Below are 20899 nucleotides of genomic sequence, written 5' to 3'. Positions count from 1 at the left end.
GTTACCGATGTGCCTTGTATTGTTTGTTACCTATGTACCTTGATTGGACCTCACATTTTGAACAAATGAAAAGTCAAGACTTGACCCTTTTGTCTTTCTTTTGTTCTTTTGTTTGAGGAATAAAAGTTATGTTCATGGCTTCTGTGTTGACAGCGTTGAGGTAGGTAGTGAGCGTTGTTGAGGAAAATCCACTTCGAAAGAGTTTCAGACGAAGATCATCATAATCGCGTGAAAGAACGAGTTCACGGAAACGTTTTGGATTTTCCCGAAGGAGGTTGCAATTTGGCGTGACGATGAACATCCCGATCGGTGTGATCACACGACCATCATAGGTTTCTCTATATCCACGCTGATTGAGGAGTACAACGCTCTGAATCCAAAAGAAAAAATCCATTTCCGAAGGAACCATATCAATTGCTTTTGCAGTTTTCTGTGGGTGATAGTGATAATCGCTGATGGCGGTGACACCGTCGAGATCCATGCAAAGATAAGTGATGGGAACCGCCACTTTTTTTGACGTCTGTTCTATTCGCTCGCGCGGGGTGAACCCGACGCTCGCTAACGTCAGGGGGGAGATCCTGCTCTCCCCCTGACAACCCCCATCTGAACTCCACCCCGCGCGCAGAGGACCATGCCCTTGGGCATTGGTGAATGCGGCTGTTGCGCGCGAAGCGCGTGATGTTCAAGTGCCACGCGCTTGCGCGTGGGTATCTACGGAAGGACCTGTCCCAGTTTTGACCACGACATGCAGTAAATGTTCTGTCCCTCTTTTCCAACGGCTTTTCTAAAAATATGTGGTTTTGGCGTTACCACAGCGCAAGGAATCCCCAATTCGTATGAGAAACGATAGACAGCGGAAGAAATATCGGGGGATCCTTCTTTTGCTTCGATGAGAAGCCATGGTTTCTTTTCTCGACAGATGAGAAAGTCAACTTCGGCGCCGTCATGCGTGCGAATAAAATGAAGCGACATTTTTTCACCAAAACGATCTGTGAAGAGCGTTGTGGCGCGAAGAAGTGACGCAGCAACATAGTTTTCGAAGCGATCTTTTTCAGCTCCCCGCCAGTCCACGTAATACCATTTCTTTTCAACCTTATAGCCTCTGCGTATTTTTTTCGAATAGGGTGGAACAGAAAAGATAAGCTGCAGGCGACTCAGCATCTCGAGCCAACGTCGGATGCTTCCGTGTGTTGTCTCTAGATCGTTTGCAAGATTACGATAACTCAAAGGGTTGCCAACGGAAGGCGCCAACATTTCAACGAGGGCTTCAATTTTGTCGACCTCGACAATACGCGTAAGGTCCCGCAGATCCTCTCCAATAATCAGATCGCGATGATTTGCGGACCAACGTTTCCAAAAAGTTTCCGAACCTGCAAAAAAAGGTTCTGGAAATCCGCCGAGGCTGAGTAAATCCTGAAGAGAGGAAGAGTCTTTCTTGTCGGCGGCATGATGGAGAAGCGCCTCAGCTTCTTTTGGGAGGTGAAAATCCTGCTTGTGGAAATCAGCAAGATTCAACGGGAACAGGTGCGTATGAAAGTAGCGCCCCACAAGGGAGTCCCCGCTTTTTCGAAAGGTTTCAAGTTGCGCGCTTCCCGTCACGACGAACCGATAGTGATCTTTGTAAACATCGTAGATGCCCTTGAGAATATCTTTCCATTTTGGTCGCTTATGAATTTCATCAAAGCAGATCCATTTGGCCTTGATTCCCTCGAGAAAACCGGGATTTTTCTGATAAAGAAGCCGAACGCTGCGGTCATCCCAGTTAAAATAGGCCTTCTTTTCTGTACATAACTTCGCCGTGACGAGTGTCGTCTTGCCCACCTGACGCGGACCCGACAAAAAAAGCATGCGATTTCCCAGCCATTCGGGAGTATTCCAATATTTTTCGATCGTTCGAGAATGATCGTGAATCGGACTCATGGTGACCCATTTTACGCGTAAAATGGGTGATGTCAAAACCATTTTTGATGATACCTTAAACGGAATATTTTTTAATGACGGGAGAAAAAATCGTGGGGTCAAGTCTTGACCCCTTTTCCTTTTCTTTTTTTTCCTTTTTGATTGACCAATCGACCGACACGCATGATCTATCACTGTTTCATTCACGATGCGGATGGCGACAGCATGTTTCCCTGCACAAATCACCATGTCCGACAACTGCTTTTATTTCTTCGTGAGAGAGGGGTTCCCGATGAAGCTTTCTTTGAAATTCCAAGGTCGTGGAAGCTGTGAGCAATGTTGCGTTGTTTTTATCAAGATGTTAGACCCACTTTTGTGAAAGTTATTGATTTCAAACTGACAAGGATTTTCTCGCAGGGGGCATCTGAGGGAAGCGCGTCGATGCCATAAATAAATCGCGCTGACCGAAGAAGAAGACGCGAGGAGCATAACCGCAGCGTCTGTACCCCGAGAGAAAATGCGCAGTCAGTTTGGTAAAAACAATTAGAAACAAGGAGATGACTATGTTACCCAAACAAATGGAATCAGCGCTGAATACTCAAATCGAAGAAGAACTTTTTGCCTCATATCTCTATCTTTCGATGTCAGCCTACTGTCACAGTTTAAATTTTAAAGGTTTCGCCAATTGGATGCGCATGCAAGCAGGAGAAGAGCGCGAACATGCGATGAAGCTCTATGATTACATTATCGAACGCGGCGGCCGTGTTGAACTTGAAGCGATGAAAAAACCGGCGCACTCTTTTTCTTCTATCATTGAGATGTTTTCAGATGCTCTTGCGCATGAGAAAAAAGTGTCGACTCAAATCAACAAACTCTATGAACAAGCAGAAAAACTGAAAGATTACCCGAGCCGCATTATGCTTCAGTGGTTTATTACGGAACAAGTGGAAGAAGAGATGAATGCGGAAGAAATTGTGCAGAAATTAAAATTTGTGGGAAATGACAAAAACGGCCTTCTCTTGTTGGATCGCGACCTGGGAAGTCGACAAAAGAAATCATGACAAAGGAACATACCTATCATCTTGAACTTGTGATCACAGGCGAAAAAAGTGGAAGGCTTACGCCCAAAGGTTTGTCGCCTCAACTCTTTACAGCATCGACCGCCTATGGTGGTGATCCAAGTCTCTGGACATCCAAAGAATATCTGCTTGGCGCGCTTGCTTCCTGTCTGATGCTGACGTTTCAGGCGCTCGTAGAAAAAGTAAAAATACCAGTAGAGATCGTGCGTGTTCCGATTGAAGGTATTCTCACCGAGGAAGGAGGAGGACTTTCATCTTTTAGTCGTTTTATCGTTCGACCGGAACTGAAAGCTCCCACAGAACATCAAGTCAAAGCTGAAGAACTCCTCGAAAAAGCCCACAAATACTGCCTCATTAGCAGGTCTCTCAAAGGCGAAGTGACGATTGATCCGAGGTTTGTGTAACGAAATTGTTGACGTGTGGGCATTTTACGCGGTAAAATGCCCACACTATGATTTCACGAACTCTCTCAAAACTGCTCCACAAAGGCAAAAAAAGTCTTCTTCTTTTAGGACCTCGTCAAACCGGGAAATCAACACTTATCAAAGAACTTGAACCCGAATTGAGTCTTAATCTGGCCAATGAACAAACGCATCTCGATTTTGCGCGAAATCCCGGAGAGCTTGAAAGCCGGCTCTTGGCAACGCGTCCCTCGACCGTATTTATCGATGAAGTGCAACGTTTACCAAGTCTTTTGAATACCATTCAGGATATTCTCGATAACAGTTCAAAGCCGCCAAAATTTTATCTTACCGGGTCAAGCGCCCGAAAACTCAAGCGAGGCAAAGCAAACCTTCTACCAGGTCGGCTTCACACTTATTTTTTGGGACCGCTTACAGCAAAAGAGCTGAACTATCGATGTCCTTTGCAACAAGCCTTGGAGACAGGGCTCTTGCCAGGAATTTTTACTGAGGAGACAAAAGAAGAGCGTGTCAAAACGCTCCGTTCTTATGGAGCTGTTTATTTGAAAGAAGAGATTCAGGCAGAAGCGCTGACGCAAAATCTGGAAGGTTTTTCCCGTTTTCTTTTTCTCTGCGCGCAGTGTTCTGGCGATTTTTTGGATATAAGTAAGCTTGCTTCCGAAGCCGGAATTTCTCGACAATCAGCAATACGCTATTTTGAAGTGCTCGAAGATACGCTTGTTGTTCACCGATGCGCAGCATTCTCAAAAAGTCATCGAAAGCGACTTATCCAACATCCAAAATTTTATTTTTTTGATACGGGTGTTCTCAATTCGCTTGTAGGAAATTTTGAAGCTTCAGATGATCGTAAAGGACGCCTCTTTGAACATCTTTTTTTCCAACAGCTTACTTCAAGCGCTTACGCACAAGATAAAGATATCCGCATCTCGACGTATCGAACTGAACATGGAGCAGAAGTCGATTTCATTGTTGAGTTCGATGGAACGGTATGGGCTCTTGAACTGAAATCTTCTTCACATGTTGGAAAACATGATATTCGGGGACATTTTAGTTTTTCGGAATTTTTTCATAAAAAACATGAGGCGCTGGTTGCTTATACCGGAACCGTCGAAAAAAAAATCGAACACATCTCCATTATGCCGTGGCAATTAGTTCTTCAAAAGATGGGATTGTGAGTCAAAAATTCTTCAGCAACTCTTGCCTGTGTCATGCCGATAATGGAAATAACTAAAGAAAGAGGCTCTATGACAAAGCTAAAACGTGATGTTCCATGTTTCTCAATGCCCTCTGACATCCAACAAAAGATGGAACAGGCACTTCCCAAAGGTCTTTTTATTCAGGATGCGACTTATTGTGAAGAAAAAGAAAATGGTGTTTCGCACCACAAAGATTACTTGTCTGGCGAGATAAGATGGGACGATGAACCAGTGGATACCGATGGTTCTTATATGGATACACGTTTTAGTTCAGATCATGGCCCCGGTCATAATCACGAAATACATAATCCACGCAAAAATCGACTCTATGATCGTTTTGGAAGTGAGGTGAATGCAATTGATTTAGGGCGTATGTTGGGAAAACTCCAAGACATCAAATTTATGCAAATTCGATCAGATGACCACGGTCGTGTTTTCGTTGCTGAAATCAAAAAAGGAGTTTCATTATATGTTTTGCCAGATAGAGCAGCGACTGCTTCGAGTGGCGAGGTTACTTTTGCGGAAATACAAGGATCTCCAGGAAATGTAATCAAATACATAAAAGTCAAAATTCGTGGAACTGGAGATTCAGAATCTGTTCGCGCACGAGACAATGACGATAAATTGCGTCGGAGTGATCTCTCCCCGATTCCCATCAAAGAACATTCTATAAGTTTCACAGGAGATGGTGACGGCAAAAGCATGGTTTCCTTTGAGGTCAAATTTTTTGGCGAGCCAAGAACCTATACAACGAGCGAAATAGAGGTGATGCGAGAAATAGGATTTTTGGAAAAGTTTAAAAGAGAATACATTGAGTAATGCGTTATTTGACTTTCCCACCCTTGACAATGCTTACCCCCTAAGCATAGAATAACGCTATGAAAGCAGGTTTAAAGAAAAATCTTGCCTCATTTCAAAAATGGGGAGCGAAAGGGGGAAAGAAGAGAGCACAAACTCTTTCTTCTTCACAACGGCAGCATATTGCACGACAAGCAGCGCTCAAACGATGGCAAACTCAAGGGAAAAGAGATATTTCATTACCCAGCGTGCGTCTCGATGAAGGGCGTTTTAGTGACCCTGTATATGTCGAAGAAGTGCTCTTGTACGGAAATGTCAATGCCTGGAAAGAACTTCGTCGTCTCATTGCCGATCGTCCTTTTGGTGTTGAATCGGTCGCACTCAAAAAAGTTCTCGAGAGGACCCATATCTATGGCGTCACACCTCTCTGGAAGAGAATGCTCAAACAACTTCAGGGAGATTTTTCATGAAAAAAGGATCGATGGATGAAATATTGCGCAAGGCATATTTAATCGTGAAGCGAAATGCTACGCGCGATTTTATCGATTTCATTGCTCTCTTTGATCATCTCGGTGTTGAAAAATCATTACAAGCTCTTGTGAACCTAGACGATTTTTATCCGCAAGAAAATGAGGAATCAATGCTGCGGCAACTTGCAATCCAATTAGCAGAACCAAAACCTTGGGATTTGACGCAAACGGATTTGAGCCACTATAAATCTCTTCAAAAACCTTATACCGATTGGAATGAAATCAAACGACGAGGGAATCTTGCCTCGATTCGTATTATGGAAATGCTGCTGAACTAAATTTTCGGCTAATCCCGAAAATTAATAAATTGCAGGGGGAGTTCGTAGTTTTTGCTGCGAACAAAAGCGATCACTTGTTGCAGATCATCTCTCTTTTTTCCGGAAACGCGTACTTGATTTTCCTGGATTTGAGCTTGGACACTTAATTTCGTTGTCTTGATATCTTTTACCATTTCTTTCGCTTTTTCTGTTGGCACTCCTTGTTTCAGTTTCACTTCACACTTCACCATGCCGTCAGCGCCCGGTTCAATTTTCCCAAATTCAAGGGATCGAATATCAATATTTCGTTTCACGATTTTACTTTGAACAATATCGATGATCGCTTTCATTCTAAAGTCATCGTCAGCAATGAGTTTGAGGATCTTCTTATCCCACTCGATTTTGCTTTTACTTCCGCGGAAATCGTAACGAGTTACAAGTTCTTTGGTGGCTTGATTGATCGCGTTATCCATTTCTTGAAGATTCAATTCTGAAACAATATCAAATGATGGCATGACCCCTCCTTTAAAAAACAATCCGCAACAATGGAACGATGAAATAGGAATAGAGAGAGATAAAGATGATAGAAATCAAATTCAAGAGAAATCCTGCTTTGATCATGTGTGACATCGAAACACGCTCGGAAGAAAAGATGAGGGCATTTGGCGGTGTTCCCACCGGCATCATAAAGGCATAGCTGATTCCAATGGTCGCTGGAAAAAGAAAGAGAAACGGATCAATCCCAATCCCTTTTGCAATGGCGCCGAGGACCGGGAGAAATGTTGCGGCAATAGCGGTGTTACTGGTGATTTCTGAGAGGAAGACAACGATCGTCGTGACAGAAAGCACGAGCACAAAAGGATGCGCATCTTTGAGTACAAACAGTTCTTTTCCGATCACATCCGTGACTCCATGCACGCTGAGAGCATGAGCAAGGCTCAAACCTCCACCAAAGAGAATGAGAACTCCCCAGGGGATTGAGGTCGTATCATTCCAGGTGAGTAATCGATCTCCTTCTTTGTCTCCGGGAATCAGAAAGAGAAGAAGAGAAGCCGCGATGGCAATGCTTGTGTCGTCGAGCTTTATCGAAAACATTTTCGAAAGCAGTGGAGAGAACATCCAGCCAAGAGCGGTAAGAGTAAAAATAATCATCACGAACCATTCTGCACGACTTACCTTTCCAAGAAGAGTCAATTCTTGTTCGAATATTTCACAAGCTTGAGGAAGATGTTTTGTATGTACAGGAAAAATAATTTTTGTGAGCAGGAGCCAGGTCAAAGGGAGAAAGAGGAGAACAATGGGGAGTCCAAATTTTAGCCACTCACGAAAAGAAATCGTAATTCCAAATTCATTTTGGAGAAAGGCGGCGAAGAGCGCATTGGGAGGAGTTCCAATAAGTGATCCCACTCCGCCAATGGAGGCTGAATAGGCGAGTCCCAACATGAGACAGGTTGAAAATTGTTGTCTCTCTTCGTGAGAAAGTTTTTCTTCAAGGTGCTTTGCAATACTGATTGCAATCGGAAGAAGCATCATGACCGTTGCAGTGTTCGAAACAAATAAACTGATACTTGCTGTCACAAACATAAATCCGCCAATGAGCCATATTGGTCGATCTCCCACCATTTTCAGAACGATGAGCGCCAGGCGCCGATGAAGATTGCAGCGCTGCATGCTTGCCGCGAGGAGAAATCCACCGAGAAAAAGAAAGATGAGTCGATGTGCGTAAGGACTACTTGTCTCTTTCGCATCGAGGACGCCGAAAAGAGGAAAGAGAAGAAGTGGAAGCAACGCAGTTGCCGCGATGGGAATTGCTTCTGTCATCCACCAGAGAGCCATGAGGATTGCGATCGAGGCTGTGAGGAGTCCGGCATGTGAGAGTGTTGTTGAAGAAAGAAGGAAAAAATAAAAGAAGAGTGCCAGCAATGGTCCTGCGAAAATGCCGATACGTCGAAGAAAAAGAGGTGTGGAATGTGTCATAAAGAATTATTTTTGATGATTGTTGCTATTTTTTGTTCATGGCCAAAGAAAAGATGGCCCATTCCTTTGATGACGTAAAGATGAAATTGCGAAGCAAATTTTTTCTCAAACAAAGGATCTTCTTCACCAAAAATGAGCGCACACTTTTCTTTGATCATGAGAAGCGTCTCACATCGATCTTGTAAGACAATCTGTTGAAGTGTTTTACTTTCTGATGTGTAGCTATGCTGAAAATAGGCTTGAACGCTACCAAAATATTTTCTCCAAAAGAGAAAGAAAAAAGGGAAGAGAAAATATTTCCACACAATTTTTGTTTCACACAAAATTTTTCCAAAGAGCGCATTGTGCGCGAACATTTTGTTAATTGTTTTTTTGAGAAGCACTTCCGTATCCGCAAGCGGATATCCCATCAAAAAAACTTTCTCTACACGCTGCGCGTGTTTTCGGGTGAATTCTTTGGCGAGAATTCCTCCAAAAGAATGAGCAACAATCGTGAATGGTTTTGAAATATTTTCTGTTTTTTTCTCGATAAACTCTAAAAAACAATCGAGATCATATGTTCCTTGCGCATGCTGCTCGTCGCCAAAACCGATAAGATCAAAATTGATGATCTGAAAATCGCCTTGAAGCTCTTTTTCGAGATACTTGAAATTAACCTTTGATCCATCAAGGCCATGCAAAAAAAGAAGTGTTTTCATCTTAACCTATTGAAATTTATTAGTTTTTAACAATTTTTCTTTCGAAGCACAAGCCGAAACTTTGCCCTCATCTGTTGCCGATAATATGAAGATATTCCATGGGGGAATCAGATGGCTGGAATTTTTCCAAAAAAAGTTAAAACAGAAGTAGGGGCGACTGGCAGTCGCTCGTCATTTATGGGCGTGTGCCAAGAGAACTCTTTTTTAGCGCAGAGTTCGACAACCACTACGCATGGCACCAGTGTTTCTACGTTTGGAAATGGAACAGCAACGGGAACAGTTGCCAAAAGTGCTTCTCCTTCTGCATCTGCAGTCCCGCGATTTCTCTGCATTGAAGGTTATGGCGGCGAGAATGGTTTATTGCCGGTGACCAATCAGATTATTCAACTCCTTGCCTCCCATGAATCGAGATTTTCTCCGCGGTTTCTCCTGGAGATGATCGAAGACCTGATTCCGTTTTTGATACTTGAGCATCGCGAAGAAGAAACAGCGATGCTCCTCGAACACGGAGCGCGTCTTTGGGATCAGCTGGGAGATCGGGATGGAGCGAAATTTGCTCTCGCACGCGCCGATTTCTTTCGCGGCCGTTTTGCAGAAGCAGAGGCGACACTTGCATCTCTTTCTCCAGAATCAGTTTGGAACGATGAAGCCGTGAAGCTTGCATTGCAGATATCGCGTCTGCAGCATGAAGAAGCGAGATTTGAAGAAGTTCAGCCACATATTGCAGCACTTGAACTTCTTCGTCGCATTGCAACTGAACGCCTTCTGCTTGAAAAAGAAAGTTTACACGACAATGCACTCACCATTGCATCGCAAGTAGAACAGGCGCGAGCTGATATCGATCGTGCTATTGCAAACACAAATCGCGCGCTTGACGAAATGAGCCGTGCACTTATGACGCGACGAGTACATACGCTTGATGAAGCATTTGCACGATTTGGGGAATATACAACGCTCACCGCATGGACTTTTCGAGGCGATGTAAAGTTCACCGGGAAAAGCTTGCGCGAACAACTCTGGCGAACATTTCGAAAAGATGTCGACGAGGCTATCGCCTTTTCAAAACTTGAAAATACATCAGAGAGAGAAGCAAAACTTTTGTCATTTACGGAGCGGCTCCGTGGTGAACGACATCAGGGATCGATGAATGGTTTTCCTGCGCAGACGATTTTTGCGAACATCCTCGCACTGTTGAAATCAGAAAATGCAACGACACGAAATCAAGCACAGTTTCTTTACCGAGAATATTTCGGGCATGGAACTTTTTTCGAATGGGATGACACTTCGTATGCGGCAACTCTTCGTGAAGGAGGGCAAGCAGCGACAACCATGGCCATGGCAGGCATGGTGAGCGGTCCTGCCGGAGCATATGTCGAAGGACTTGCAGCACTTCGACTGGCGAATGGAGCAAGCATTACTCTTCGTGCTGCGATGGCAGCCAAAGCAGCTGGCTTTGCAACGAATGCGACGCTTTTTTGGGCGGCTGGAGATTTCTTTCATGCACTTCTCATTGGTGGCGGTGAATATCTTACGGCCAAAGGACTTCTTCGTTCCTATCTGATGCTTGGTGGTCTTGGTCTTCTCATGAAAGGTTGGGGAGGCACAGCTGGAAAAGCTCTTGAGAAACTCGCAAAACATTCGCCGGCATTAAAAATTCCAGCAGCGATGACGAACAAAATTGGAGGTCTTGGTGTTGAGTGGGCTGGTTTTGGTGTCATTCAAATGTTTGAAGGACTTGTGGGTCTCACTCCTCATGTGTCTGGATTTGGACGAGCTCTCGGTGAAGCGGGGGTGGCGCTCACACAACTCAAACTCGCGATTGGTACAGGAAATATGGTTACGCGTGATGCTGCCTTGATTAAAGTCGCTGAAATCAAACTCGACGTCGTGAAGCAACTGACGGAACAAGCGTATAAAGCCTATAGATTAGGGGAGATACCAAAAACAGCTTACAAAAAAGCTATTGGCGAACTTGCGAGTATTCAACATGCCCTTGCAACCCTTAAAGGCGAAGATCCGATCTATGACATTCCTGGCATCGGAATTATCTGTGCTGATGGTGTCCCTCATATGAGTCTTCCGCGTGGAACCATGATGAGTGAAGGAGAAAAGGGAGGCGGAGAAGGAAATGGTGGGAAGGTTCGTCCTGAAGATTTGCGGCCTCCACAAGGAACTTTCATTATTGGAAATCAAGCCAATCAACATCCACTCGAAACATTACAGAGAATGCTTGAAACTATGGCAATCAATTATCCCGGTCGAGAACGGGCTGATCCACAAGATCGTCCTACAGAGGAAGTAAGACAAGCAATTGGGGAACATCTTCTCGCTGAAGCAAAAGCTCAACAATTCGAGGTGACAACAGCACAGGAAGCCTACGCACTTTGGAATGCGATTGCACAGCGAGCCTATGATGGTCGAACGCTCGAAGTCTATCTCATGTTTCGTCTTGGTTATCATGCAGCGTCTTATCTTCCCGATACACTGCGTACACATCGTGTTGTTGAAGCAAGCACGTGGGATGGTTCTCACTCGCACGGTATGTATGATGTCGATTCAATGCGTGTTCGTGAGCTGACAGAAACGTGGGCTCGAAATGGAGAATATGTAGAAAACGCTGAAGCAATTGCTACAGCAATGGCACTTGTAGAACAACAGTATCCAGCGCTGAGCGGAGAGCTTCGGACTGATGATTTTCGTTCGCATGATGATGGATACGATTTTTCTCCACGTGACGTAGTTCGTCGACAAGAACTCCTGGAAAGAGTGCTTCGTTCCGGAACCGATCATTTTCCGGAATTGAATCTTACTGGTCTTTCGGAAGCTGATGCTGTTGCAGCGCTTCGTGCATTTCTCGAAGCCTATCGTCGTGCTGAACGGCATGTCTATAACGGAGATGAAAACAATGCTCATTGTGGTTTGGCTTCTCGAGGTCTTGTCGCTCTCTTTCAGCGAAAGGGAATGAAAGCATTTGTGCTTGGTGTTGATCGTCTTCATGAAGGTGGTTCATTTCCACATGCCGTGACGGCCGTAAGACTTGGTAATCGATTTTATCTCGTCGATATCAATGGCCAGCAGTTTGGTGAAAGTTATGATCGGCTCGTTCTCATTCCAATTGAAGAAGCTGCGACTCATGGATTTATACTCGACCGTCCTTTTGAAGAACAACTTTGCGATTTTCGTGCTGATCCTTTCCGCAAACTCTTTGATGATCCTGGCTCTCTTACTTCCGATAAAGATGCCTACAATGCTCTTGTGCGGAAATATATAGAAGTGTTGGGCATTGAGATTCCTCGAGCAGCTCCTCGTCCTGTGCATGCTGATCCAGTAAAAGTTGAGAGAGGGCGAGAGAATATTCGCACGGCGTTCGGTAATGAACTTGCTTCGCAAGCAGCGATAATCGCTTCATGGCCAGAGGATGTTCAACAACGTTTTCTCGCTGATATGGAAACTTTTGATCCACAACCAAAACAAAAGCCGAAAATAAGAATTGTGCACGCAGGAGAGCCAAAATCTCCGCAAAAATATGAACAGACAAATCCCGCAGAAGAATTAAAGCAAAAAATTTCGCAGGTTGATGAATTTTATCATTCTCTGAGTGAATCCATGGATCCAGCAAAGCTTTGGAATCGCATTGCAGCGACACCCGCAGAAGCACAAGCATTTCATCAAACATTTAAATCAACGGTGGGCGGAGAAGTGGCAATTCCTTTTGAAGGAAAGGAATATATTGTTGATCGAGGAACGCTTCAAAAAATGGAAACATGGGCAAGAGAGCAAAGTAAGGACCTCTCAATTGAAACGAGCGGTTATTTTGAGTATGAACAACAAGGAGACCGAATCATTTTAAAAGATTTTATTCCGGCCGCGAGTATCAGCGGGTCTATTGCTTATATGCGAATGGGGCGAGGTGTAGCTTATGGCGGAGAGGGGCAAATGTCGACGCATGTTCTTCGACAAAGCGGTGCTGAAAAATATTTTTCCAGATTTGAAGGAGTCGATCCTCTTTTCTACACAGATCAGAAATATGGAGATGGACCAGAACGCTATCTCAATTTTCATAGTCACTTTACAACATCGCGTTATCAAAATGGTCCATCACCAGGAGATTATGAAGGTCTTAAACCGGAAGTTCGCATTCTTTGGACACCCGGTGTTGGTGCTCCTCAAGAAGGAGGTAATTTAATTTTTTATAAAGCGGAGAATCGAACAAAGGGAGATGCTACGTCACTTTCTTTTGCCGCCTTTCGTCTTCCACGAGATAGTTTTATCCCAGTGATTCCTTGATCTTAAAACCATGTGAGGAAGGTATCAGCACTCATGAGATACCCTTTTCTTCCTTTTTCAATATCAAAACGTTCATGGATATTCGAAGCGTTGATTACTTGCAATGTGAGTGAAGGCTGAAGAAGTTTGGAAAAAGAGATAAGGTCAGAAGCGATCGATTCATTTGAAAGTTTACATTCGACCATCATCCATGGTTTTCGATCACGAACCACAAGTAAATCAACTTCACGTTTTTCTTTGTCGCGCACATAAAAAAGTTCAAACGTTCCTTTTCCGCTATCGGTCCAAAAATGACATGCTTTGAGAATATGCGAAGCAACCATGTTTTCAAACCGAGCGCATTCATCTTCTACTTCTGACCAATCCCAGAGATAAATTTTTGGTTGTTTTTTCAATGCTCGTTCAAGTCGTTTTGAATAGGGAGGAATGGAATAGATATAAAAAAGTTGTATCAGCCAATTGAGCCAACGTTTTGCGGTGGGATGGTTGAGTTGAAGTTCTTCAGCAATTGATTGGAGCGAAAAAGGAGATCCAACTCGTTCTGGAAGAAGCGTGGCATAGGTTTCGACAAGCGATAATTCGTGTGTCTGTGCAAGTGTCAAAAGATCTTCGCGCACCAGACGTTCCAGTCGAGTCCTTTTCCAGAGATTCCAGATTTCTTTGTCTGCTTTGAGATAAACTTCAGGGAAACCCCCAAATTGAAAAAGACGATCAGATATTTTTTTCAAGGATGATACTTTCTTTTCTAATTTTTCTGGAAGTTCATCAGGATGTGTAAGCGTCGTTCCATTGATTTCACCAACTGAAAAAGGATGAAGATGGAGAAGAAAATACCGACCCAAAAGACTGTCTCCACCTCGTCTGAAAACGTCAAGCTTTGCGCTTCCGGTAACAAGAATATGAGCTGCATTTTTTCTCAGATCATAGATTCCCTTCAGCGTTGATTTCCAGCGAGGAGCTTTATGAAGTTCGTCAAAAACAATAAGAGGTTTTGTTCCAATTTTTTCGGGGATAAGCGTCTTGGGATTTTTTGCCCACACGCGCTTAAATTCAAGATCATCCCAGTTATAGTAATGGCCCTCTTCAAAAGAGTCCAAGAGCTGTTCAGCGAGGGTCGTTTTTCCCACTTGGCGCGGTCCGGTGACAAATGCCATTTTTTGATGGCGGAACGGGAATTGTCGCATGAAATCTTTATAAAATGGCCGGTCCATATTGCGACCATATTAACATTGACATTAATTTGGTCAAGACTAAATGAATGTGGATATTAATTTGGTCAGTTTTCTTGAAGGCAAGCTGTTGTTCCATCCAGATGGCGAGGTTGCTCAATCTCCAAAAGTTCTAAAACAATTGGCATGATATCGACGTATCGCACAGTGTGGTGTTTTTATTCACAATTGAATTGTTGCATTTCCGGAAAATCAGCAATAGAATTGCTGGTATGAAATTCCAGCGAATCCTTAACTTATTGGATTTATTAGGAAAAAAATCATTCTTCCTTTTTGGGCCTCGTTCAACAGGAAAAACCTATCTTCTTCGTGAGCAGCTTGAAAAAGAAGCGCACATCATTGATTTACTCAAGGGAGAACTCTTTCTGCGTTTGTCTTCCAATCCCACTGAACTTGAATCGCTCATTCAACAGAAAAAAAAGAGAATCGTTGTCATCGATGAAATTCAAAAGATACCAGCACTGCTCGATGAAGTTCATCGATTGATCGAATCAAAACATGTTCGTTTTCTTTTGACAGGAAGTAGCGCTCGAAAACTCAAACGAGGGCATGTCAATCTCCTGGCAGGGAGAGCCTGGACTGCACAACTTTTCCCTCTTTGTTTTCCGGAAATTCCTTCTTTTCGATTGGATCATTATCTTCGCTATGGAGGGTTGCCCCATGTTTTCGCAAGTGATGAGCCTGAAGAAGAACTCGATGCCTATGTGCAGACCTATCTCAAAGAGGAAATTCTCGCCGAAGGTTTGATTCGAAGGCTTCCGCCTTTTTCAAGGTTTCTCAGAAGCGCAGCTCTGTCAAATGCGCAGGAACTTAATTTTACGCAGATTGGAAGCGATGCGCAGATTCCTCCTTCAACCGTTCGGGAATATTATTCGCTTCTCGAGGATACGCTCGTTGGTTTTCTTTTGGAACCCTGGACGTCTTCGAAAAAAAGAAAAGCGGTGCAAACCGCAAAATTTTATTTTTTCGATCCTGGTGTGACGCATACACTTGCAGGAACCAAATCACTTGATCGAAATTCAAATTTATATGGAACAAGTTTTGAACAGTTTATTGGTATGGAACTTCGGGCACACTTAAGCTATCGACGAACGAAAGATTCGTTTTCTTTTTGGCGCTCTACCCATGGTTTCGAAGTCGATTTTCTCATTGCAGATCATACGGCGATTGAGGTCAAGGCAACGAGCAAAGTTTCGCCTCATCATATGAAGGGTCTCAATGCGTTGCAGGAGGAAAATGTCTTCAAGCATTTTTATCTTGTCACGCAGGATCGCATCGAAACCGAAAAAGAAAATATTATCTCTTTGCATTGGGAAACATTTCTCCAAAAACTTTGGGGAGATGAACTTTTCTAAATTTTTATGACTGACTGTCATCCTTTTTTTCAGTGCTTCAGCGTTGGATTTCTCGGTGCAAAACTTGGGATGCGTGCGAGTTGGCCCGGAGCGGTCGCAGGCGCTCCGGCTTCTTTTCTCTTTCGACTGTTTTTGGTTTTTATTGCGCGAAATCAAAGGTATAAGAAACTCCTCCCATGACTCGTACATCGGGAGATCCTTAGCCATCAGTTAAACCGCGTCCAGCGCCAACTTGAGCGATGAGCCGCCTGTTTTTTAAAAAAGATTTGCGAAGCAGAAGATTGACGTCAAGTGGAGTTGTCTCTTGGTCATTAAAAAATTTTTCAAAACGAGTAGAACCCATCACTTCAGTAATCACACCTACGTTCCATCGTTTCACAAGCGGTCGTTGAAATCCGAAGCACCCCCTTTGTCACGACTCGCAATGAGCAGGGGTGCGATGTTGTGATAAAGGTTGATTGGCATATCGACATCAAACGTGAGCCAATCGAGAAGACCATACGAGAGAAGAAGATCGCTTGTGATCAATTCATCGACAAGTCCTTGTGTTCTGGCACCTGTTGCGAGTCCTGCTTCGAGAGGATGGAGAACATAATTGAGTCCAAAACCGAGCTATTTTTATGCGACATATGTTTGCATGAAGAGCGTGTCAACAGGCTTCTCTATCAGGAGAACACTGATTTTATGCTCAGGGGTTTACAGAGGGCACGTCTTAAAATTATTTGCGAAGTGTCATATAAAGACCAATGACAGTGACCATGGCTCCGAAGAGACGTCGCATGGCTGTTTGCGGAATGCTCACAGCAAAGTGAGCGCCAACAAAAGCTCCAATGGCAAAAGCTGATGCAAGGAGCAGTGCAGGAATAAACTTCACATGGCCTGCTTGCCAGTAGCGCCATACAGCGAGCAATCCAATCGGAGGAAGAAGCATCGCAAGTGACGTCCCTTGCGCTTCATGTTGGGTGTAGTGAAAAAAATAGATGAGTGCCGGAACCACCAGAATTCCACCACCAATGCCGCATAGACCACTCATGATGCCAACGACGATGCCGATGGCAATAAGAAGAAGAGATTGCATAGAGTTTCCTCAAGAGAAGTGTGTTGTATGTATGATGATGAAATTTGTCGAGAGAGAATCTTCCTTTGATTCGAGCTGGACAAAAGGCAGAATGATGATAGGAAGTTTTTTCCCGAGAACGATCTACCTGAACGAAGAACGAATTTCGCTATATCGTTCACGTTTTTCGTTTTTCGTTTTTCGGGGAAATTTTTTCATGGCGAAATTTCGGAGAGATGGCCGAGAGGCTGAAGGCGTCGGTTTGCTAAACCGATGTAGGGCCTAAAACTCTACCGAGGGTTCGAATCCCTCTCTCTCCGCAAATGAAAGAGAACCCTGTTAGGGTTCTCTTTCATTTGTGAGCATGGCGATGAGAACCGCCCGCCAAAGATTATTGGCGGGCTGGTCGCGACTGAGGCGGGCACCGTGCAAAACGCACGGTCGCCGAGGAAGTCCTCGCAGCGCGAGAGCGCGAAGGGGAAATCCCTCTCTCCGCAAGGTTGATGTTTAAGTTGATGATTATTTTTTTAAATTCCCACAAAACTTTCCTCTCAAAAATAGGTTTTGTATTTTTGCCTAAGAAATCATTTGTTGACGTTGTACATATTTATATGTACACTCCTGTTTGTGAAAAAGAAGCTTGTGGAAGCAGGCTTAACTCGATGTGGTTGGTGGTTCTTAGGAGGTGCGCCATGTGTGTTAAATTTGAAGGAAAAGTATGGAAGAAAGGGAAGTATTGGGCTGTGAGTGTGCCAGTGCTTGAGGTTTCAACGCAGGGAAAATCAAAAAAGGATGCCTTAGCTATGATTCAAGAAGCGGTGGAGTTGATGGTGGATCACAAGGGATTTGCCGTACACGTCAATCCACTTCAGAAAAATCAATTTATTTTGCGCTCAAAAAATGACGGTGGTGATAAATATCTTCTCGCGTTGATGCTCAAAAATCAGCGAGCAAAATATGGATTAAGTCTTCAGGAAGTAGCTGATCGACTTGGTGTGACAAAAAATGCCTATGCGCAATATGAACAAGCTCGCGCAGTTCCAAGTATTACCAAAGTGGAAGAATTTATCTCCTCCATGAGTCGTCATGTGCACGTCGTCCTCGATCTTTTGGACGAAGAAGCGGCGTGAGAGAGAGTCAAAAAAATTGCTAAGCTACTTGTAGCGTAGCTTCTAGAGGTTTTTTCTTGATGGAACTTACTTGTTGAACCGAAAAGCCCAAGATGTTTCCATCTTCATCTATTTTTTCCATAACCAAATCGTTATCTGTCTCTTTAAAAAAACCAGGTTTATTTTCAAAGATAACCTCTAAAAAATCTCCTTCAGGATCAAACCAAACTTTTATTAATTTGCTTTCCATAAAATTTTTCCTTTCTTAATTTTGTCTGTCAAATATGCTGTCAATATGAATGCATCGTCTTTCTGAACTTTAACGATGACACAGAGATACTTTTCGCCGACCATAGTTTTTGAGTAATACCTGTAATATAAATTCGCTGTCTCATCACTACTTGATTGTACAATGATTTCAGGGTGTAACAAAGTTTCCTGAATGGCGGTTGCCATATTTGCCATTTCTGGATGTTCCAAAATGTGAGCTAATCGTTCATCAGTTAAGCGAACCGTGTTCCCCTTATAATCTTTAAGATTTTTCAAGTAACCTCTTGAAGAAATAAAATTCAATATCCCAAAAGCTTTGTAAGTCGGCCTATTTCGTTCACTATTTTGGCAATGCCTGCACCAGTCATTACTATAGTATGAATTTTTTTCAATTTGCTCTCATTATTTTTTTCATGGAGGGTATCTCTAACGAATACTTTAAGTTGTTTTTCTTTTGGTTCAATGTCACCGAGTTTAGGCATTATTGTTTCAAGCACATTGTCAAATTGACTATCCAGATTAATCGATACGCCAGTTCCTGGACTAAGAGGCATAGAAATATACATGCCTACTTTGTCCTCTGGACCGACAAAACCACCAATCTGCAGTCCAACAGTTCGGCCAGGACGGTCGAATCTATTTTTACATCGCGGACATGCAACGGGGCTTTCTTTTTTTGTGATCCATTCGTATTCACAAAATTTACACTTCATTTATATACGCCTCTCATCTCATTAATTTGTATTTTATTATTATTACTATCACTACTATGTCAATCTTTTTTACTCCCCAAAGTAGGCTTTTTTGACTTCGGGATGATGAAGCAGCTGCGCTGATTTCCCTTCAAGAACAATATTGCCTGTTTCAATCACGTACGCACGATGAGATGTTTTGAGCGCCAAGTAGGAATCTTGTTCGACAAGGAGGATCGTTGTTCCTTTTTGATTAATGGTTTTTAAGCACGCGAAAATTTGTTGGACGAGTGTCGGTGCAATGCCAAGCGACGGTTCGTCAAGTAACAACAAACGGGGACGAGCCATAAGCGCGCGGGCAATGGAAAGCATCTGCTGTTCACCGCCAGAAAGTGTTCCACCTGACTGTGCCAGGCGTTCCTTGAGTCGCGGAAAAAGAGAGAAGACAAAGTCTTCGTCTTCTTTAATGCCTTGGCGATCTTTTCGTTGATAAGCGCCAAGCGCCAGATTTTCACGCACGGTCATGTTCTGAAAAATAAGTCGCCCTTCGGGGGCTTGTGAAATGCCAAGCGAGACAATGTGATGTGGTGCTAGGTTCACGAGATCGATAGACCTCTTTCGAAACATTTCAATGTCACGGGTCCTGCCGTCTGCGGTGTTCCGGCCCTCCCGCTTATCGCGGGAGACCCTCCCGGAAGCACCTCCGACGTCACCCGATTCATGGAGTTTCGAAAGAGGTCTATCGCTATCGAATGCTAGATACTGCATTGTCCCTTTGCGAGCTTTGAGAATTCCTGAAATAGTTTTGAGAAGGGTGCTTTTCCCAGCGCCGTTGGATCCAATGATCGCAACAATTTCCCCTTCGTGAACTGAAAGTGAAACGCCTTTGAGTGCGTGAATACATCCGTAGTGGACATGAAGTTCTTCAATCTTCAACATGGCTTGTTCCTAAATAGGCTTCGATGACTTTTGGATGACGTCGGACTTCTTCGGGAGAGCCTTCTGCAATCGTCACTCCGTAATCAAGTACAATCAATCGTGGACAGAGTTTCATCACGACATTCATGTCGTGTTCAATGAGAATAATCGCGATTTTTCTCTCACGATGAATATTCCGAATCAATTCCATCAGCTCTTGTTTTTCTTTTGCATTCATCCCAGCTGCCGGCTCATCGAGCAGTAACAGTCTGGGAGAGGTCGCAAGAGCACGCACCATTTCCAACTTTCGTTGGAAACCATAGGGGAGCTCACATGCTAAAGCGTTTCTTTTTTCTATAAGTCCAAATTGCTCTAAAAGGCCTTCGGCCTTTTCTGTAATATTTTTTTCTTCATCACGAAAACGCTTCGTGCCAATGCTCGCTGCCCCCAGAGAAGAGCGCACGCTCTGATGCATGGCTATGCGGACATTGTCTTCAACCGTGAGATCAGTAAAGAGACGAATATTTTGAAATGTTCTCGCAATGCCGAGACGATTCACGCGATGCGGAGTGAGCGGAGTCAAATCATGGCCACGAAAAGAGAGTGCTCCGGAAGTGAGCTGATAAACGCCGGTCAGTAAATTGAAGAGAGTGGTCTTTCCAGCGCCATTGGGACCAATGATACCAATAATCTCGTGTTCATGTAAGGTCAGAGAAAAATCAGAAAGGGCTGCCAGGCCGCCAAAGTGCATGGTGCAACGATCGATGCGAAGAAAAGAATCGTTCATTCTTTTTTCCTCCGTCCTTTGTATTTGGAGCGCACGATCATCAAGATAATCAGCATGAGGGAGTAGAGAATCATTCGGTATTCATTCGCAACGCGAAGCAGTTCCGGAAGAATGGTGAGAAGAGCGGCTGCGAGAAGAACGCCGAAAATATTTCCCATTCCTCCTAAGACGACCATTACCACGTATTCGATCGACTTCATCACGCTGAAGGTATTGGTATGAAGATAGGTAAACGAATGGGCAAAGAGCCCACCGCCGACACCAGCGATAAAAGCGCCGATGACAAAGGCGGTGACTTTGGTGCGGGTGGTCGAAATGCCGATCGAGGCTGCTGCAATT

22 protein-coding genes, 1 tRNA gene and 1 pseudogene (1 of these 24 cut by a window edge) are annotated in these 20899 nt (G+C 43.9%); 10 read left to right on the top strand and 14 right to left on the bottom strand.

Annotation, left to right across the window (positions count from 1 at the left end):
• Nucleotides 1–73 precede the first annotated feature (73 nt).
• Both A3C46_03875 and A3C46_03870 read right to left on the bottom strand, forming a co-directional pair.
• The gene (locus A3C46_03875; protein ID OGQ23255.1) at nt 74–481 is read right to left on the bottom strand and encodes a hypothetical protein; all 408 of its coding nucleotides are present in this window, start codon (nt 479–481) and stop codon (nt 74–76) included.
• 230 nt (nt 482–711) lie between these two features.
• Nucleotides 712–2148 (bottom strand): hypothetical protein, encoded by a 1437-nt coding sequence (locus A3C46_03870; protein OGQ23254.1) that lies wholly within the window; start codon nt 2146–2148, stop codon nt 712–714.
• A 314-nt stretch (nt 2149–2462) separates the two neighbouring features.
• On the opposite strand from A3C46_03870, the gene A3C46_03865 reads away from it, so the two are divergent.
• From A3C46_03865 to A3C46_03840, 6 genes are all read left to right on the top strand, one after another.
• Complete coding sequence (locus A3C46_03865; GenBank protein OGQ23253.1) at nt 2463–2960, top strand: ferritin; 498 nt, start codon at nt 2463–2465, stop codon at nt 2958–2960.
• A complete protein-coding gene (locus A3C46_03860; protein ID OGQ23252.1) occupies nt 2957–3382 on the top strand; it encodes a hypothetical protein in 426 nt (141 codons plus the stop codon). Before A3C46_03865 ends, A3C46_03860 begins: the two co-directional genes overlap by 4 nt.
• Nucleotides 3383–3429: 47 nt before the next feature.
• Nucleotides 3430–4575, top strand: coding sequence for a hypothetical protein (locus tag A3C46_03855; GenBank protein OGQ23251.1), 1146 nt, complete (start codon nt 3430–3432; stop codon nt 4573–4575).
• A 69-nt stretch (nt 4576–4644) separates the two neighbouring features.
• Entirely contained in the window at nt 4645–5415 is a 771-nt protein-coding gene (locus A3C46_03850; protein OGQ23250.1) for a hypothetical protein, read from the top strand.
• Between the two features lie 59 nt (nt 5416–5474).
• Complete coding sequence (locus A3C46_03845; protein OGQ23249.1) at nt 5475–5864, top strand: hypothetical protein; 390 nt, start codon at nt 5475–5477, stop codon at nt 5862–5864.
• Nucleotides 5861–6202, top strand: coding sequence for a hypothetical protein (locus A3C46_03840; protein ID OGQ23248.1), 342 nt, complete (start codon nt 5861–5863; stop codon nt 6200–6202). Before A3C46_03845 ends, A3C46_03840 begins: the two co-directional genes overlap by 4 nt.
• Before the next feature lie 8 nt (nt 6203–6210).
• On the opposite strand, the gene A3C46_03835 is transcribed toward A3C46_03840, so the two are convergent.
• The 3 genes from A3C46_03835 to A3C46_03825 are packed head-to-tail and all read right to left on the bottom strand — an operon-like array spanning nt 6211 to nt 8856.
• Nucleotides 6211–6696 (bottom strand): YajQ family cyclic di-GMP-binding protein, encoded by a 486-nt coding sequence (locus A3C46_03835; GenBank protein ID OGQ23247.1) that lies wholly within the window; start codon nt 6694–6696, stop codon nt 6211–6213.
• A gap of 10 nt (nt 6697–6706) precedes the next feature.
• Entirely contained in the window at nt 6707–8158 is a 1452-nt protein-coding gene (locus tag A3C46_03830; protein ID OGQ23246.1) for a hypothetical protein, read from the bottom strand.
• Complete coding sequence (locus tag A3C46_03825) at nt 8155–8856, bottom strand: hypothetical protein (protein OGQ23245.1); 702 nt, start codon at nt 8854–8856, stop codon at nt 8155–8157. The genes A3C46_03830 and A3C46_03825 overlap by 4 nt, the downstream gene beginning before the upstream one ends.
• A 111-nt stretch (nt 8857–8967) precedes the next feature.
• On the opposite strand from A3C46_03825, the gene A3C46_03820 reads away from it, so the two are divergent.
• Nucleotides 8968–13143, top strand: a complete 4176-nt coding sequence (locus tag A3C46_03820) for a hypothetical protein (GenBank protein ID OGQ23244.1) — start codon at nt 8968–8970, stop codon at nt 13141–13143.
• A 2-nt stretch (nt 13144–13145) separates the two neighbouring features.
• Here the strand turns inward: A3C46_03820 and A3C46_03815 are convergent, their stop codons facing one another.
• Nucleotides 13146–14297 (bottom strand): hypothetical protein, encoded by a 1152-nt coding sequence (locus A3C46_03815; GenBank protein ID OGQ23243.1) that lies wholly within the window; start codon nt 14295–14297, stop codon nt 13146–13148.
• Between the two features lie 287 nt (nt 14298–14584).
• Between A3C46_03815 and A3C46_03810 the strand changes: the two genes are divergently transcribed.
• Nucleotides 14585–15727: an ATPase gene (locus tag A3C46_03810; GenBank protein OGQ23242.1), complete on the top strand. Its 1143-nt coding sequence runs from the start codon at nt 14585–14587 to the stop codon at nt 15725–15727.
• Nucleotides 15728–15926: 199 nt separating this feature from the next.
• Here the strand turns inward: A3C46_03810 and A3C46_03805 are convergent, their stop codons facing one another.
• Complete coding sequence (locus A3C46_03805) at nt 15927–16106, bottom strand: hypothetical protein (GenBank protein OGQ23241.1); 180 nt, start codon at nt 16104–16106, stop codon at nt 15927–15929.
• Nucleotides 16107–16445: 339 nt separating this feature from the next.
• A complete protein-coding gene (locus A3C46_03800; protein ID OGQ23240.1) occupies nt 16446–16805 on the bottom strand; it encodes a permease in 360 nt (119 codons plus the stop codon).
• A 209-nt stretch (nt 16806–17014) separates the two neighbouring features.
• Here A3C46_03800 and A3C46_03795 point away from each other — a divergent pair.
• Both A3C46_03795 and A3C46_03790 read left to right on the top strand, forming a co-directional pair.
• Nucleotides 17015–17107, top strand: a tRNA-Ser gene (locus tag A3C46_03795).
• A 369-nt stretch (nt 17108–17476) separates the two neighbouring features.
• Nucleotides 17477–17914, top strand: coding sequence for a hypothetical protein (locus A3C46_03790; protein OGQ23239.1), 438 nt, complete (start codon nt 17477–17479; stop codon nt 17912–17914).
• A gap of 19 nt (nt 17915–17933) precedes the next feature.
• Here A3C46_03790 and A3C46_03785 read toward each other — a convergent pair whose 3' ends face one another.
• From A3C46_03785 to A3C46_03760, 6 genes and pseudogenes are all read right to left on the bottom strand, one after another.
• A complete protein-coding gene (locus A3C46_03785) occupies nt 17934–18143 on the bottom strand; it encodes a DUF2283 domain-containing protein (GenBank protein ID OGQ23238.1) in 210 nt (69 codons plus the stop codon).
• On the bottom strand, nt 18128–18439 hold the full coding sequence (locus tag A3C46_03780) for a hypothetical protein (protein OGQ23237.1): 312 nt from the start codon (nt 18437–18439) through the stop codon (nt 18128–18130). Before A3C46_03780 ends, A3C46_03785 begins: the two co-directional genes overlap by 16 nt.
• A 23-nt stretch (nt 18440–18462) precedes the next feature.
• Nucleotides 18463–18876 carry a hypothetical protein gene (locus A3C46_03775; protein OGQ23236.1) on the bottom strand — a complete coding sequence of 138 codons (414 nt, stop codon included), beginning with the start codon at nt 18874–18876 and terminating at the stop codon, nt 18463–18465.
• Nucleotides 18877–18945: 69 nt separating this feature from the next.
• Nucleotides 18946–19794: a hypothetical protein gene (locus tag A3C46_03770; protein ID OGQ23235.1), complete on the bottom strand. Its 849-nt coding sequence runs from the start codon at nt 19792–19794 to the stop codon at nt 18946–18948.
• Complete coding sequence (locus A3C46_03765) at nt 19781–20560, bottom strand: hypothetical protein (GenBank protein OGQ23234.1); 780 nt, start codon at nt 20558–20560, stop codon at nt 19781–19783. The genes A3C46_03770 and A3C46_03765 overlap by 14 nt, the downstream gene beginning before the upstream one ends.
• Nucleotides 20557–20899: pseudogene (locus A3C46_03760) on the bottom strand (hypothetical protein); it runs 599 nt beyond the window's last position. The gene A3C46_03765 and the pseudogene A3C46_03760 overlap by 4 nt, the downstream one beginning before the upstream one ends.

The organism is Deltaproteobacteria bacterium RIFCSPHIGHO2_02_FULL_44_16 (genome assembly GCA_001798185.1).
Lineage (GTDB): Bacteria > UBA10199 > UBA10199 > 2-02-FULL-44-16 > 2-02-FULL-44-16 > 2-02-FULL-44-16.
This window is presented reverse-complemented; position numbering and strand designations above follow the sequence as displayed.

Bases quoted from the DNA above. Each gene is read 5' to 3' on its own strand.
- A3C46_03875 (OGQ23255.1), bottom strand. From the start codon at position 481: ATGGATCTCGACGGTGTCACCGCCATCAGCGATTATCACTATCACCCA.
- A3C46_03870 (OGQ23254.1), bottom strand. From the start codon at position 2,148: ATGGTGATTTGTGCAGGGAAACATGCTGTCGCCATCCGCATCGTGAAT.
- A3C46_03865 (OGQ23253.1), top strand. From the start codon at position 2,463: ATGTTACCCAAACAAATGGAATCAGCGCTGAATACTCAAATCGAAGAA.
- A3C46_03860 (OGQ23252.1), top strand. From the start codon at position 2,957: ATGACAAAGGAACATACCTATCATCTTGAACTTGTGATCACAGGCGAA.
- A3C46_03855 (OGQ23251.1), top strand. From the start codon at position 3,430: ATGATTTCACGAACTCTCTCAAAACTGCTCCACAAAGGCAAAAAAAGT.
- A3C46_03850 (OGQ23250.1), top strand. From the start codon at position 4,645: ATGACAAAGCTAAAACGTGATGTTCCATGTTTCTCAATGCCCTCTGAC.
- A3C46_03845 (OGQ23249.1), top strand. From the start codon at position 5,475: ATGAAAGCAGGTTTAAAGAAAAATCTTGCCTCATTTCAAAAATGGGGA.
- A3C46_03840 (OGQ23248.1), top strand. From the start codon at position 5,861: ATGAAAAAAGGATCGATGGATGAAATATTGCGCAAGGCATATTTAATC.
- A3C46_03835 (OGQ23247.1), bottom strand. From the start codon at position 6,696: ATGCCATCATTTGATATTGTTTCAGAATTGAATCTTCAAGAAATGGAT.
- A3C46_03830 (OGQ23246.1), bottom strand. From the start codon at position 8,158: ATGACACATTCCACACCTCTTTTTCTTCGACGTATCGGCATTTTCGCA.
- A3C46_03825 (OGQ23245.1), bottom strand. From the start codon at position 8,856: ATGAAAACACTTCTTTTTTTGCATGGCCTTGATGGATCAAAGGTTAAT.
- A3C46_03820 (OGQ23244.1), top strand. From the start codon at position 8,968: ATGGCTGGAATTTTTCCAAAAAAAGTTAAAACAGAAGTAGGGGCGACT.
- A3C46_03815 (OGQ23243.1), bottom strand. From the start codon at position 14,297: ATGGCATTTGTCACCGGACCGCGCCAAGTGGGAAAAACGACCCTCGCT.
- A3C46_03810 (OGQ23242.1), top strand. From the start codon at position 14,585: ATGAAATTCCAGCGAATCCTTAACTTATTGGATTTATTAGGAAAAAAA.
- A3C46_03800 (OGQ23240.1), bottom strand. From the start codon at position 16,805: ATGCAATCTCTTCTTCTTATTGCCATCGGCATCGTCGTTGGCATCATG.
- A3C46_03790 (OGQ23239.1), top strand. From the start codon at position 17,477: ATGTGTGTTAAATTTGAAGGAAAAGTATGGAAGAAAGGGAAGTATTGG.
- A3C46_03785 (OGQ23238.1), bottom strand. From the start codon at position 18,143: ATGGAAAGCAAATTAATAAAAGTTTGGTTTGATCCTGAAGGAGATTTT.
- A3C46_03775 (OGQ23236.1), bottom strand. From the start codon at position 18,876: ATGAAGTGTAAATTTTGTGAATACGAATGGATCACAAAAAAAGAAAGC.
- A3C46_03770 (OGQ23235.1), bottom strand. From the start codon at position 19,794: ATGTTGAAGATTGAAGAACTTCATGTCCACTACGGATGTATTCACGCA.
- A3C46_03765 (OGQ23234.1), bottom strand. From the start codon at position 20,560: ATGAACGATTCTTTTCTTCGCATCGATCGTTGCACCATGCACTTTGGC.